This window comes from Paracoccus sanguinis (assembly GCF_900106665.1).
GTDB classification, from domain to species: domain Bacteria; phylum Pseudomonadota; class Alphaproteobacteria; order Rhodobacterales; family Rhodobacteraceae; genus Paracoccus; species Paracoccus panacisoli.
Window position 1 is genome coordinate 303,409 of sequence record NZ_FNNA01000003.1, and the last position, 13,349, is coordinate 316,757.

The window sequence follows — 13,349 nt, forward strand, 5'->3', positions numbered from 1 at the left end:
CCCTGCCGCGCCACGTCGCGCGGAGGGTCGGCGCCCCCTCCCTTCCCCTGACAATCCAGGTGCATGATGCAGCCCCCCTCCCCCGCCCGCGCGCCGCACGCCCCCCCGGCCACGCCGGACCACCCGCACCGGATGCCGCCCGGCGCGCAGGAGCTGGCGATCCACGATCCCCTTGCCGACAGCTTCCCGCCGGGACTTCAGGGCCGGCTGCTCTGGGGCATCGCCGTCGCCTTCTCGGTGTTCCAGATCGCCACCGCGGCGCATTTCATCGACCTGCCGAGCCAGGTCGTGCGGGCGATGCACGTGGGCTTCCTGATGCTGCTGGTTTTCCCGCTGATCGCGCTGGCCCGCGGCAGGGGCCCGGCCGTGCAGGCCGCGGCCTGGGCGCTGGCCCTGACCGGCGGCGCGGTCGCGATCTACCAGTGGGTCGAGTACGAGCCGCTGCTGCTGCGCGCCGGCGACCCCAGCCAGATGGACCTCGTGATCGGGGTGCTGGCGCTGATCACCGTGTTCCTCGCCGCCTGGGCCGAGATGGGGATCGCGCTGCCGATCATCGCCGGGGTGTTCCTGCTCTACTGCTTCTTCGGGCAGTATGCGCCGGGGCTCTTGCAGACCCGCGGCTATGACGCGGCGCAGGTGATCGAGCACATGGCCTATGGGACGGAAGGGATCTACGGCATCCCGACCTATGTCAGCTCTTCCTACATCTTCCTCTTCATCCTGTTCGGGGCGTTCCTCGAAAAGGCCGGGATGATCAAGCTCTTCACCGACGTGTCGCTGGGTCTGGTCGGGCACCTGCTCGGCGGGCCGGCCAAGGTGGCGGTGTTTTCGTCGGCGCTGATGGGCACGATCTCGGGCTCGGGCGTGGCCAACGTCGTGACCACCGGGCAGTTCACCATCCCGCTGATGAAGCGCTTCGGCTATCGCCCGGCCTTCGCCGGCGGGGTCGAGGCGACCGCCTCGATGGGTGGGCAGATCATGCCGCCGGTGATGGGCGCCGTCGCCTTCATCATGGCCGAGACGCTGGGCGTGCACTACGTCGAGATCGTCAAGGCGGCGCTCATCCCCGCGATCCTCTATTTCGGCGCGGCGTTCTGGATGGTCCACCTCGAGGCCGGGCGGCGCGGGCTGGTGGGGATGCCCAAGTCGCAGCTTCCCTCGCCCATGGCGGCGCTGAAGGAGGGCTGGTATCTGATCCTGCCGCTCGCAGTGCTGGTTTGGCTGCTCTTTTCCGGCACCACCCCGCTGTACGCGGGCACCATCGGCCTGGCGCTGACGATCGTGCTGATCCTCGGCGGGTCGGTGGCGCTGGGGCTGCCCTCGGTGGTGCTGCGCGCCATCGTCTGGGTCGGGCTCGGGCTCATCTGCGCGTGGATCTTTTCGCAGGACCTGCGGCTGTCGATGCCGCTGGTCGGCGCGCTCGTCTCGGCGCTGATCCTGCTCAACGCGCTGACCCGCGGCGGGCGGGCGACGGTCGCGATGGTCGTGGACAGCCTTGCCGACGGGGCCAAGACGGCGCTGCCGGTCGGCGTGGCCTGTGCGCTGGTCGGCATCGTGATCGGCACGATGACCCTGACCGGGGCGGCCACCACCTTCGGCGGCTTCATCGTCTCGGTGGGCGAGAGCAACCTGTTCCTGTCGCTGGTCCTGACGATGGTGACCTGCCTCATCCTCGGGATGGGGATTCCGACGATCCCCAACTACATCATCACCTCGACCATCGCCGGGGGCGCGCTCTTGCAGCTGGGCGTGCCGCTGATCGTCAGCCACATGTTCGTGTTCTACTTCGGCATCCTGGCCGACCTGACCCCGCCGGTGGCGCTGGCCTGCTTTGCCGCCGCCCCCATCGCGCGCGAGTCGGGCCTCAAGATCAGCATGGAGGCGATCAAGATCGCCGCCGCGGGCTTCGTGATCCCGTTCATGGCGGTCTACACCCCCGCCCTGATGCTGCAGGACGGCGGGCCGCTTGCCACCGCCATCGGCTACGCGCCGGCGGTGGTCTATATCGTGGTCAAGACGGTGCTGGCGATCGGCCTGTGGGGGATCGCGGTGATCGGGTGGATGGGCCGCAAGCTGAACCTGGCCGAGCGCGCCTTTGCGATGATCTCGGCCTTCATGCTCGTCTATGCCGCGACGTGGAGCGATGCGGTGGGCTTTGCCCTGTCGCTCGCCTGCATCGGCTGGATCTGGATGAGCCAGCGCCGCGCGGTCGCCGCATGAGCGCCTGCCTCATGGCCGGGGCCGTGGCCCTGGCTGTGAGTAGCGGCTTCTCCCTCGGCTGGACCCACTCGGTCGAGCGGGTCCGCTGGGAGGAGCGCTGGCGCGTCGAGGGCAACCGGCTGGTGCTGGCCGAGGCGCGGGTGCGCGGCTCGGGCGCGGGGATGGAGCCCGGCGAGGGTGCGGTCGAGCGCGACGGCTGGTGGGTCTGGCAGCCGGAGCGGTCCGTCCCCGAGGTGACGCTCGCCGCGTCGGGGGCGACGGGCGGCGGCTGGACGCTCTGCACCGACGGCGGCTGCCGCGAACTGGGCGCGGTCGCGGGCGCGCCGGTGACGCTGCGGCCCTGCCCCGAGGGCACCGTGGGCGGCTGATGCCGGACCGGGGGGCTGTCTGCCCCCCGGACCCCCCGAGGATATTTTTGTCCAGCCCGAGGGGGGCCTCGGGTTGCGAGGGGAGCGAGGCTATTCACGGGCCGGTGGCTCGTCTTCCGCCGAGCCTGCGGAGCGCGGGCAGACCCGCGGGGTGTCAGCGGAACAGGATCAGCGAGCCGGGCGACCAGCCGACGCGGACGCGGGTGCCGAGGTCCGGCAACTCGCGCCCGAAGACGTTGCGCATCGAGATCCGCACCTCGTGCTCGCCGTCGAACCCCTCGCCCGCGAGCATCACGTCGTAATAGCTCATGTCGCCGTAATAGACGACCTCGTCGATGATCCCCTCGGTCACGCGGTCGCTGGCCGGAGCGTTCGCGGCGAGCAGCGTCACCGCCTCGGGGCGGAAGCCGATCGAGGGGCTGGCGTCGCCCGCGTCCGCGTGGCTGACGTTGGCGGCGGGAATGTCCACCCGGCCGAAGCCCGGCGCCTCGACCGTCACCGCGTCGCGGCTTTCGCCCAGGATGCGGGCCGGCAGGAAGTTCATCACCCCGATGAAATCCGCGACCCGGCGGCTCGCCGGGCGGGTGTAGAGCGCCTCGGCCGAGTCGAGCTGGGCGATCTGGCCCTCGAACATGACGGCGATCCGGTCGGACATGACCAGCGCCTCCTCCTGGTCGTGGGTCACGAGGACGAAGGTGATGCCGACCTGCCGTTGCAGCTTGATCAGCTCGAGCTGCATCTGCTCGCGCATCTTGCGGTCGAGCGCCGAGAGCGGCTCATCCAGGAGCAGCACCTTGGGCTTGAGGATCAGCGCCCGCGCCAGCGCCACCCGCTGCCGCTGCCCGCCCGAGAGCGCGTGCGCCGCCCGCGCCCCGTAGCCGCGCAAGCCCACCATCGCCAGCGCCTCATCCACCGCCGCCGCCTTGTCGGCGCGCGAGCGCGGGTCGCGGCGCAGACCGAAGGCCACGTTCTCGGCCACCGTCAGGTGTGGGAAGATGGCGTAGGACTGGAACACCATGTTCGTGGGCCGGACGTTGGCCGGCACGTCCGCCATGTCCTTGCCGTCGATCAGCACCACCCCGGAGGAGATGTCCTCGAACCCGGCGATGGTTCTGAGCAGCGTGGTCTTGCCGCAGCCCGACGGCCCGAGCAGCGAGAAGAACTCGGCCTCGCGGATGGTCAGGTCGATGCCCCTGAGCGCGTGGTAATCGCCGTAGTACTTGTGCACCTCGCGGCACTCGATCATCGGCTTGCGCTCGGCGATGGGCGTCGGGCGGCCGGCGGCATCGCGGGCCGGGGCGTAGCTCGGGGCGGGTTGCGCGTGTGGGGCGGTCACAGGAAGCCTCCGCTGTCCTTCTGGCCGGTGCGGGCAACACCGCGGCGGCGGAAATATTCGGCGATCGTCAGCAGCAGGATCGACAGGCCCACCAGAACCGTCCCGAGCGCCATGATCATCGGGATCGACTTGGGAAACCTGAGCTGGCTGAAGATGTAGGTGGGCAGCGTCGGCTCGTTGCCGGCGAGGAAGAAGGCGATGATGAACTCGTCAAGGCTGATGGTGAAGCTCATCAGCAGCGCCGAGATGATGCCCGGCATCACCAGCGGCAGGATCACCAGCCGGAACGCGCTCCACTTCGTTTCGCCGAGGTCCTGCGCGGCCTCCTCGAGCGAGCGGTCGAGCGACGAGAAGGCGGTCGAGAGGATCGCCACCGTGTAGGGCATGCAGATCAGCGTGTGCCCGAGGATCACCGTCAGCACCGAGAGCTGCACCCCGAGCCCCAGCAGCACCACCAGCAGCGACACGCTGATGATGATCTCGGGCAGCACCAGCGGCAGCATGATCAGCCCCATGATCGGGGCCTTGAAGGGGAACGAGAACCGGGTCGAGGCGCGGGCGGCGAAGAGCCCGAGGCAGGTGGCGAGGATCGACGAACTGACCGCGATGGTCAGCGAGTTCATCAGCGCCCGGCGCAGCGTCGCGTTGCCCCACATCTGGGCGAACCACTCGGTCGTGAAGCCCTTGAGCGGAAAGGCGATGATCGTGCCGTTGTTGAAGGCGAAGACCGGCAGCAGCAGGATCGGAGCGTAGAGGAACAGCAGATAGGCGATGGCGTAGGCCTTGAGGCCCCCGCCGGGCCCCCGGCCGCTGGCGCGCACCCCGCTCATGCCCGCACCTTGAGGAAGCGGCGGTTGAGGAACAGGAACACCAGCGCGAGCAGCGTCACGATCAGCATCGCGGTGATGGCGATGGCCGAGCCGAGCGGCTTGTTGTCGATGTCGAGCATCTGCGCCTGAATGAGGTTCGCCACCATCGGGATCTTGCCGCCGCCGATGATCGTGGGCGTCACGTAGTCCCCGATGGTCGGGATGAAGACGATCAGCACCGCCGCCAGCACCCCCGGCATGGCCAGCGGCAGCGTCACCCGCCAGAAGGTCATGGCACGGCTTTCGCCGAGGTCGCGCCCGGCCTCGAGCAGCGAGCGGTCGATCTTTTCCAGCGCGACGTAGATCGGCAGGATCGCGAAGGGCGCATAGGCGTGCGCCAGCGTCACCACGATCGAGCCGGTGTTGTAGAGCAGGAACGACAGCGGCTGCTCGATGATCCCGAGGCTCTTCAACCCCGAGTTGATGACCCCGTTGTAGCCGAGGATCACCTTCCACAAGAATACCCGGATCAGGTAGCTGGTCCAGAACGGGATGGTGATCAGGAACAGCCACAGCGACTTGCGCTCGGGGCGGACCACGAAGGACAGGAAATAGGCGACCGGAAACGCCAGCAGCACCGTGACCACCGTCACCAGCCCGGCCACGAAGAGCGAGCGCAGCATGAGCGTGCGGAAGATCGGGTCGGCCCAGACCGCGCGATAGTTCTCGAGCGTGAACTCGCGGATGATGGTCTGGTAGCCGTCCTTGAAGAAGGAATAGGCGAGGATGGTCAGCAGCGGCACCGCCAGCATCGCCAGCGCGTAAAGCAATGGCGGGGTGATGATCCGCAGCCCCTGGGCCGATTCCGATCCGCTGGCCGATGCCATGTCGCTCTGCGCTCCCCCCATAGATCCCGGCGGCGTCCGTCTGCCTCGCATCAGAACCATATGGGTTGGCGAAGGAAAAGCGGATTCGCGCCGGCTGCGGCGTGGCCGCGGCGGCGCCCCGCGCTCTGCCTGCGGCGCGGGCAGCGGGGGGCGGTGTCGGGGGTGGTCTCGGGGGTGGTGCCGGGGGGCGGTGGCAGGCGGCGCGAAAACCGCCCGGTTGCCGATATGGATGTCTCGACAGGTGACGGCGGGCGGTGCAATCTGCCGGCGCATCAAGGGCGGCGCGCGGGTCTGACACCGCGTCCGCGACAGTGGAGGAAGACTATGACTGAGAAGACCCATTTCGACCGCCGGGCGTTCCTGACCCGCGCCGGGATCGGCGGCGCCGCCGCCGCCGCGGGGGCCACGCTGGCCGCCCCCGCCATCGCGCAGGAGGCGCCGACGATCAACTGGCGCGTCGCCTCGTCGTTCCCCAAGTCGCTCGACACGATCTACGGCAGCGCCGAGGACGTGGCGACCCGCCTGAAAGAGGCGACCGACGGCAAGTTCAACCTGCAGGTCTTCGCCGCCGGCGAGATCGTCCCGGGCCTGCAGGCGATCGACGCCACCTCGGACGGCACGGTCGAAGTGTCGAACTCGGTCGGCTACTACAACTGGGGCAAGGACCCGGCCTTCGCGCCCGGCGCCGACCTGCCCTTCACCTTCAACGCCCGCTCGAAGGCCGCCTATAACTACCAGGGCGGCGGCATCGACAAGTACAACGAGTTTCTAGCCACCCAGAACCTGATCTGCTTCCCGGTCGGCAACACCGGCGCGCAGATGGGCGGCTGGTACCGGAAAGAGATCAAGTCGCTCGAGGACATGAAGGGCCTCAAGATGCGGATCTCGGGCCTCGCCGGGAAGGTGATGGAGAAGCTGGGCGTGGTGCCCCAGCAGATCGCCGGCGGCGACATCTACCCGTCGCTCGAAAAGGGCACCATCGACGCCGCCGAGTGGGTCGGCCCCTATGACGACGAGAAGCTGGGCTTCCAGAAGGTCGCGCCCTACTACTACTACCCGGGCTTCTGGGAAGGCGGGCCGACGGTGGGGATGTTCATCAACCTCGCCAAGTGGAACGAGCTGCCCGACAGCTACAAGTCGCTGCTGCGCACGGCCTGCCAGGCGGTCGACCAGAACACCCTGTCGAAATACGACTACAAGAACCCCACCGCGCTGAAGAACCTGGTCGCCGCGGGCGCCCAGCTGAGGCCGTTCCCCGAGGACGTGATGGTCGCCGCGTTCGACGCCTCGCGCGCGCTCTATGAGGAGCTGGCGGGCCAGAACCCGGCGTTCAAGGCCCAGTGGGACGCGCAGAAGGCCTATCTGAACGACTGGTACCTGTACCAGCAGACGACGGATTACACCTTCGACACGATGATGATGATCCAGCAGCGCAACAACAAGCTGGCCTCCGCAGATGCGGCACCTGCCGCGGCCCCGGCCGATGCGGCGCCGGCTGCCCCGGCCGATGCGGCGCCCGCCGCGCCGGCCGCGCCCGCGAGCAACTGATCCGCGACGCCGCGCGCCGCGCGCGCGGCACGAGCCCGGACCGCCGCCCCCGACCGGGGCGGCGGTTTTCGTTTGTGCGGGGCGGCGGGTGGACTGGAGCGCCTCGGAGGGGTCGCTCGACCCCCGTTCGGAAATGAAGAAGGGCGGCCCGAGGGCCGCCCATTTATCGTCGGGGCTGCGCGTCAGTTCGACGGCGGGGCGAGGCCCGGCGGAGGACCGGAGAGCCCACCCGCCGCCGGTGCCGGCGCAGCGGGTGCCGGAGCCGCAGGCGCCGCAGGGGCAGCCGGGGCCGGGGCCGGGCTGCCGAAGTTCGGCGCGCCCAGTCCCCCCAGCCCACCCGAGGCCGGCGCTGCGGGCGCCGGGGCCGGCGCCGGGGTGCCGAAGTTCGGCGTCCCGAGACCGCCCAGCCCACCCGCGGCCGGCGCCGCGGGGGCACCCGGCGCCGCAGGAGCAGCCGGGGCGCCGAACGGGCTGCCCAGACCGCCGAGCCCGCCGCCCAGGCCGCCACCAAGGCCGCCCAGCCCGCCGCTGCCGCCGCCCATCGGCACCTCGATGCGGACCTGCGACATGTCCACGGGCTTGCCCTTGTAGTGCATGACCATCTGCGGGAAGGCCATCACAAGCCCCACCATCACCAGCTGGATCACCACGAAGGGCACCGCCCCCCAATAGATTTGGCTGGTCTTCACCGGCTCCATCATCCGGCCCGTGACCTTGTCCTTGTAGGGGATCTTGGGCGCCACGGATCGCAGGAAGAACAGCGCGAAGCCGAAGGGCGGGTGCATGAACGAGGTCTGCATGTTGACCCCGAGCAGCACCCCGAACCAGATCAGGTCGATCCCCAGCTTCTCGGCCGCCGGCGCCAGCAGCGGCACGATGATGAACGCCAGCTCGAAGAAGTCGAGGAAGAAAGCCAGCAGGAAGACGAGGATCGAGACGACGATCAGGAAGCCGTATTCGCCGCCCGGCAGGCTGGTCAGCAGCTCTTCGACCCACAGGTGCCCGTTCACGCCGTAGAAGGTGAGCGAGAACACCCGCGCGCCGACGAGGATGAACATCACGAAGGACGACAGCCGCGTGGTCGAGGCGAGCGCCTGCGGGATTACCCCGCCGCCCAGCCGGCCCTTGAGACCGGCGAGGATCAGCGCCCCGACCGCGCCCATCGCGCCGCCCTCGGTCGGCGTGGCGATGCCGAGGAAGATCGTGCCCAGCACCAGGAAGATCAGCGCCAGCGGCGGGATCAGCACGATGATGACCTGCTGCGCGAGCCGGCTCATCACGTTGGCGCCCATCGACTTGTCGAGCAGCGCCGCGACATAGATCACCGCGATGGCCGCCGCCGCCGCGAGGATGTCGGCGTTGGCGCCCTGGGTCGGGTGCAGCCAGTGCCAGAAGCCGTAGAAGACCCCCGCGCCGATCAGCAGCGCCACGATCAGCGAGGTGACGCCCGAGCCGAGCGTCCGCGCCTCTTTCGGCAGCGCCGGCATCGACTCGGGCCGCATGATCGACATCACGAAGACATAGGCCATGTAGAGCGCGGTCAGCACGAGGCCCGGGATCATCGCGCCCTTGTACATGTCGCCGACCGACCGGCCGAGCTGGTCGGCCAGCACGATCAGCACGAGGCTGGGCGGGATGATCTGCGCCAGCGTCCCCGACGCCGCGATGACGCCCGAGGCGATGCGCCGGTCATAGCCATAGCGCAACATGATCGGCAGCGAGATGAGGCCCATGGCGATCACGCTCGCCGCCACCACGCCGGTGGTCGCCGCCAGCAGCGCGCCGACGATGATGACCGCGTAGGCAAGGCCCCCGCGCACCGGGCCGAAGAGCTGGCCGATGGTGTCGAGCAGATCCTCGGCCATGCCCGATTTCTCGAGCACGATCCCCATGAAGGTGAAGAAGGGGATGGCCAGCAATGTCTCGTTGCTCAAGAGGCCCCAGAGCCGCTCGGGCATGGCGTAGAGCAGGTTCCAGCTCAGGTTGATCTCGCCGCCCGAGAGGGGGGCCAGCTCGACGCCGATGATGAAGAACAGCAGCCCGTTCGCGGCCAGCGCAAAGGCGACCGGATAGCCCAGCAGCAGGAATGCCACGAGGCTCGCGAACATGATGGGCGCCATGTTGTGGGCGATGATCTCCATCATTTGCGGACGTCCCGGTCGGTGTAGTTGCGGTTATGATCGCGCGGGTGGTCGATCATCTGGTCGGTCACCGGGTGGTCGGGGCTGGCAAACCCCGCCTCGGCCAGCATCCGGTCGTCGATCTCGACCGCCGGGGTGTGGGACGACACATGCGCCTGGGTGTCGGGCAGATCGCCGCGCATCACCGCGATCTTCTTGATGATCTCGGAAATCCCCTGGAAGAACAGCAGGATGAAGCCTGCGAGCAGCAGCGCCTTGGCCGGCCACAGGATCAGGCCGCCGGCGTTCATCGACCGCTCGCCCGACGCGATCGAGCGCTGCAGCCACGGCACCATCAGCCAGATCATCAGGATGACGAAGGGCATCAGGAACAGCAGGTGGCCGATCAGGTCGATCCAGTGCTGCGTGCGCCGGCTGCGCCCGCCATAGATGATGTCGATGCGGATATGTTCATTCTCGAGCAGCGTGTAGGCCGCGGCGAGCAGGAAGGCCGCGCCGTAGAGATACCACTGCAGTTCGAGCCAGGCGTTCGACGAGATCGACCAGACCTTGCGGCTGATCGCGTTCCCCGCGCTCACCAGAATGGCCACGAGGATCAGCCAGCTCACCCCGCGGCCGATCACCGTGTTGACGCGGTCGATGCCGCGAGACATGGCCAGAAGGCCGCCCATCGTCTGTTCCCCCCTTGCGCGCCGCGATCTTTGCGCGGCGGCGTCACGCGTGACGTTGCGCCATTTGCGGCTTTTGCAGGCCTGCGGTATGGCCGAGCCAGACCCGCCCGGTCAAGCGTTTCCGCGTCGCGCCGGGCCGGCCCGGCGCGACCGCCTCGCGGCCCGCGCGCGCGGCGCTTCGGCCCGCTGCCGCAGCACCCGGAGGCCGCCCCAGACCCACGCCGTCGCGGACGCCCGGCCGCGCCGGCCCCACCCGATCCAGCCGCACGAGGCCGCGCCCATGCCCCCCTTCGAGGCCCGCCAGGCCCCCCGCAGCTTCCGCGACCGCTGGGCGGCGATGCGCAACGTGCCCCCGTTCCTGCGGCTCGTCTGGCGCGCGGGCCCCGGCCTTGCGCTGGCCACCATCGTGCTGCGGCTGACGCGCGCGCTGATCCCGGTCGCCACGCTTTATGTCGGCAAGCTGATCGTGGACGAGGTGGTGCGGCTGGCCGCCCTGCCCGACGCGCCCGACACGATCGGGGCGTGGTGGGACGCAGGCCTTGCCGCAGGCCTCGGCTGGATGCTCGCGGCCGAGCTGGGGCTCGCCATCCTGCAGGACGTGCTCACGCGGCTCATCGGGCTGGTGGACAGCCTGCTCTCCGAGCGGCTGACCAACGATCTCTCGACCCGGCTCATGGACCATGCGGCGACGCTCGACCTCGAGGATTTCGAGGACGCGGTATTCCAGGACAAGCTCGACCGCGCGCGGCGGCAGACGGCCTTCCGGATGTCGCTGATGGGCCAGCTCTTCGGGCAGATCGAGAGCCTGATCACGGTGCTGAGCTTCGCGGGCGGGCTTCTCGCCTATAACCCGTGGCTGGTGGCCCTGCTGCTGCTCACGCTGATCCCGGCGTTCCTGGGCGAGGCGCATTTCAACGCCCGCAGCTATTCGCTCGACTACGGCCGCACGCCCGAGCGGCGCGAGATGGACTATGTCCGCCAGATCGCCGCCAGCGCCGACACGGCCAAGGAGATCAAGATCTTCGGCCTCGACCGATTCCTGCGCGACCGTTACCTCACGCTGGCGCGGCGTTTCTACGCCCAGAACCGCGCCGTGGCGCAGGCCCGCGCCGCCTGGGGGGCGTTGTTCGCGGGGCTGGGCACGCTCGGCTATTACGCGGCCTATGTCTGGATCGTGGCGCAGACGGTCACCGGGCACCTGAGCCTCGGCGACCTGACCTTCCTCGCCGGGTCGTTCCAGCGCCTCAGGACGCTGATGGAGAACCTGCTCACCGGCTTCGGCCAGGTCGCAGCGCAGGCGCTCTATCTCGACGACCTGTTCGAGTTCTTCCGGGTGGCACCCGAGATCGCCTCGCCCCCGAACCCCCTGCCCGTCCCGAACCCGATCCGCGAGGGGTTCCGCTTCGAGAACGTGGGTTTTCACTATCCCGGCAGCACCCGCTGGGCGGTGCGCGGGCTCGACTTCACGCTGCACGCCGGCGAGACGCTGGCGCTGGTGGGCGAGAACGGGGCCGGCAAGACCACGCTCGTCAAGCTGCTCGCCCGGCTCTACGACCCCGACGAGGGGCGCATCCTCTTGGACGGGCGCGACCTGCGGGACTACGACCTCGACGCGCTCAGGGGCGCGATGGGGGTGATCTTCCAAGATTTCGTGCGCTTCAACCTGAGTGCGGGGGACAACATCGCGGTCGGCCGGATTGCGGCGCGCGAGGACGCCGCGCGGGTGAAGGCGGCGGCCGAACGGGCGCTCGCCGACCGGGTGATCGCGCGGCTGCCGGCGGGCTACGACCAGATGATCGGCAAGCGCTTTGCCAACGGCGTCGAGCTGTCGGGCGGCGAGTGGCAGAAGATCGCCATCGCGCGGGCCTACATGCGCGACGCGCAGGTGCTGATCCTGGACGAGCCGACCGCGGCGCTGGACGCGCGGTCCGAATACGAGGTCTTCCAGCGCTTCAAGGAGCTGTCCTCGGGCAAGACCGCGGTGCTGATCTCGCACCGCTTCTCGTCAGTGCGGATGGCCGACCGGATTCTGGTGCTCGAGGGCGGCCGGGTCGAGGCGCAGGGCACCCACGAAGAGCTGCTGGCGCAGGACGGGCGGTATCGCGAGCTCTTCGAGTTGCAGGCCGAGGGGTATCGGTGAGGCGAGCCTAGCCGGGCCCGGCCCGCTCCACCCACTCCACGAGCTTCGGCAGGCTGACCCGCGTCAGGTCGTAGTCCGCGACGATCCGCGCGCGCGCGGCGGCGGTCAGGCGCGCGGCGTCGGGGTCGCCGTCGAGGCCCCGGACCAACGCCGCGACCAGCGCGGGCTGATCGAAAAAATCGACCAGCCGCCCGTGCTCGCCTTCGGTGACGAGTTCCCGCACCGGCTCGGTGTCCGAGGCGACGATCAGCGGCCCCGCCGCCATCGCCTCGGTCAGCGACCACGACAGCACGAAGGGATAGGTCAGGTAGCAGTGCACCCGTGCGACCTGCAGCAACGACAGGTAGGTGGGATAGGGCACGCGGCCGAGGAAATGGATGCGGTCGAGCGGCAGCTTGCCGTCCAGTTCGGCCAGCATCTTCGACTTCCAGCTTTCGCCGTCCTTCGGCTTGCTGCCGTAGCTGACCCCGTCGCCGCCGACGATGACCACCTGCGCCGCGGGGCGCGCCGCCAGTACCTCGGGCAGCGCCCGCATGAAGCGGTGAAAGCCGCGGTAGGGCTCGAGCGAGCGGCTGACGTAGCTCAAGACCTCGTCGCCGGGCTTGAGCACCTGCCCGGTGGGCAGGGTCAGCCGCGCCGCGGGGTCGGGGCGGACCCGGTCGGTGTCGATCCCGTCGTGGATCACCGTCAGCTTTTGGCGCAGCTCGGGCGGGAAGCTCTCGGCCTGGTAGCGGGTGGGCGAGAGCCCCGCGTCCGCCATCACCAGCCCCTGGATGAGATGCGCGCCCCGGGCGATGGTCGAGACCCGCGCCTCGTCGGTGCCGGGCGAGATCTCGGGGTCGAAGCCCACGTCCTGCCCCTGGGTGCGATACATAAGCTCGGCATAGACCAAGAGCCGCGCCTCGGGCCAGATCTCGCGCAGAAACAGCGTCTCGCCCCAGCCCGAGTGGCCCACGATCACGTCCGGCCGATAGCCGTGCCGGTCCCTGAGCGCCCGCGCCCCGCGGGCGGCGAGCCAGCCGCGCTCGGCCATCTGGGCGTAGGTGCGGCCCAGCGGGTGGCTGGTCGTGACCTCGGGGGGGGCGGCGTATTTCACCACCCGCACCGGGGAGGGGCGGTGGTTCTTCTCGTCGGTCAGGGCCAGCACCTCGTGCCCGCGGGCGGCGAGGGCGGGGGCGAGATGGGGGAACTGGCCAGGGAAATTCTGGTGGACGAACAGGATCTTCATC

Annotated in this window: 10 protein-coding genes; 4 read left to right on the forward strand and 6 right to left on the reverse strand. The window is 69.5% G+C overall.

Translation table 11 applies throughout. The annotated features are described in order from the left end of the window. Positions 1-132 precede the first annotated feature (132 nt). Both BLW17_RS12620 and BLW17_RS12625 read left to right on the forward strand, forming a co-directional pair. Positions 133-2,220, forward strand: a complete 2,088-nt coding sequence (locus BLW17_RS12620) for a TRAP transporter permease (protein WP_074826729.1) — start codon at positions 133-135, stop codon at positions 2,218-2,220. Continuing rightward, on the forward strand, positions 2,217-2,588 hold the full coding sequence (locus BLW17_RS12625; RefSeq protein WP_036732978.1) for a DUF1850 domain-containing protein: 372 nt from the start codon (positions 2,217-2,219) through the stop codon (positions 2,586-2,588). Before BLW17_RS12620 ends, BLW17_RS12625 begins: the two co-directional genes overlap by 4 nt. Positions 2,589-2,742: 154 nt before the next feature. Here BLW17_RS12625 and BLW17_RS12630 read toward each other — a convergent pair whose 3' ends face one another. The 3 genes from BLW17_RS12630 to BLW17_RS12640 all read right to left on the reverse strand — a co-directional run bounded on the left by BLW17_RS12630 (position 2,743) and on the right by BLW17_RS12640 (position 5,620). After that, positions 2,743-3,834: an ABC transporter ATP-binding protein gene (locus tag BLW17_RS12630; RefSeq protein WP_036710115.1), complete on the reverse strand. Its 1,092-nt coding sequence runs from the start codon at positions 3,832-3,834 to the stop codon at positions 2,743-2,745. Between the two features lie 86 nt (positions 3,835-3,920). Beyond that, positions 3,921-4,754 carry an ABC transporter permease gene (locus BLW17_RS12635; RefSeq protein WP_036732981.1) on the reverse strand — a complete coding sequence of 278 codons (834 nt, stop codon included), beginning with the start codon at positions 4,752-4,754 and terminating at the stop codon, positions 3,921-3,923. Next, positions 4,751-5,620 (reverse strand): ABC transporter permease, encoded by an 870-nt coding sequence (locus tag BLW17_RS12640; RefSeq protein WP_036700761.1) that lies wholly within the window; start codon positions 5,618-5,620, stop codon positions 4,751-4,753. Before BLW17_RS12640 ends, BLW17_RS12635 begins: the two co-directional genes overlap by 4 nt. A gap of 324 nt (positions 5,621-5,944) precedes the next feature. On the opposite strand from BLW17_RS12640, the gene BLW17_RS12645 reads away from it, so the two are divergent. Then, entirely contained in the window at positions 5,945-7,168 is a 1,224-nt protein-coding gene (locus BLW17_RS12645; RefSeq protein ID WP_074826731.1) for a TRAP transporter substrate-binding protein, read from the forward strand. Between the two features lie 182 nt (positions 7,169-7,350). On the opposite strand, the gene BLW17_RS12650 is transcribed toward BLW17_RS12645, so the two are convergent. Next, positions 7,351-9,312: a TRAP transporter large permease gene (locus BLW17_RS12650; RefSeq protein WP_036735940.1), complete on the reverse strand. Its 1,962-nt coding sequence runs from the start codon at positions 9,310-9,312 to the stop codon at positions 7,351-7,353. Continuing rightward, the gene (locus BLW17_RS12655) at positions 9,309-9,980 is read right to left on the reverse strand and encodes a TRAP transporter small permease subunit (RefSeq protein ID WP_081969234.1); all 672 of its coding nucleotides are present in this window, start codon (positions 9,978-9,980) and stop codon (positions 9,309-9,311) included. The genes BLW17_RS12650 and BLW17_RS12655 overlap by 4 nt, the downstream gene beginning before the upstream one ends. Before the next feature lie 280 nt (positions 9,981-10,260). Here BLW17_RS12655 and BLW17_RS12660 point away from each other — a divergent pair, with 280 nt between their 5' ends. Continuing rightward, positions 10,261-12,120, forward strand: coding sequence for an ABC transporter ATP-binding protein (locus BLW17_RS12660; protein WP_036735937.1), 1,860 nt, complete (start codon positions 10,261-10,263; stop codon positions 12,118-12,120). 7 nt (positions 12,121-12,127) lie between these two features. Here BLW17_RS12660 and BLW17_RS12665 read toward each other — a convergent pair whose 3' ends face one another. Further along, entirely contained in the window at positions 12,128-13,348 is a 1,221-nt protein-coding gene (locus BLW17_RS12665; RefSeq protein WP_036735934.1) for a glycosyltransferase, read from the reverse strand. Position 13,349 lies beyond the last annotated feature (1 nt).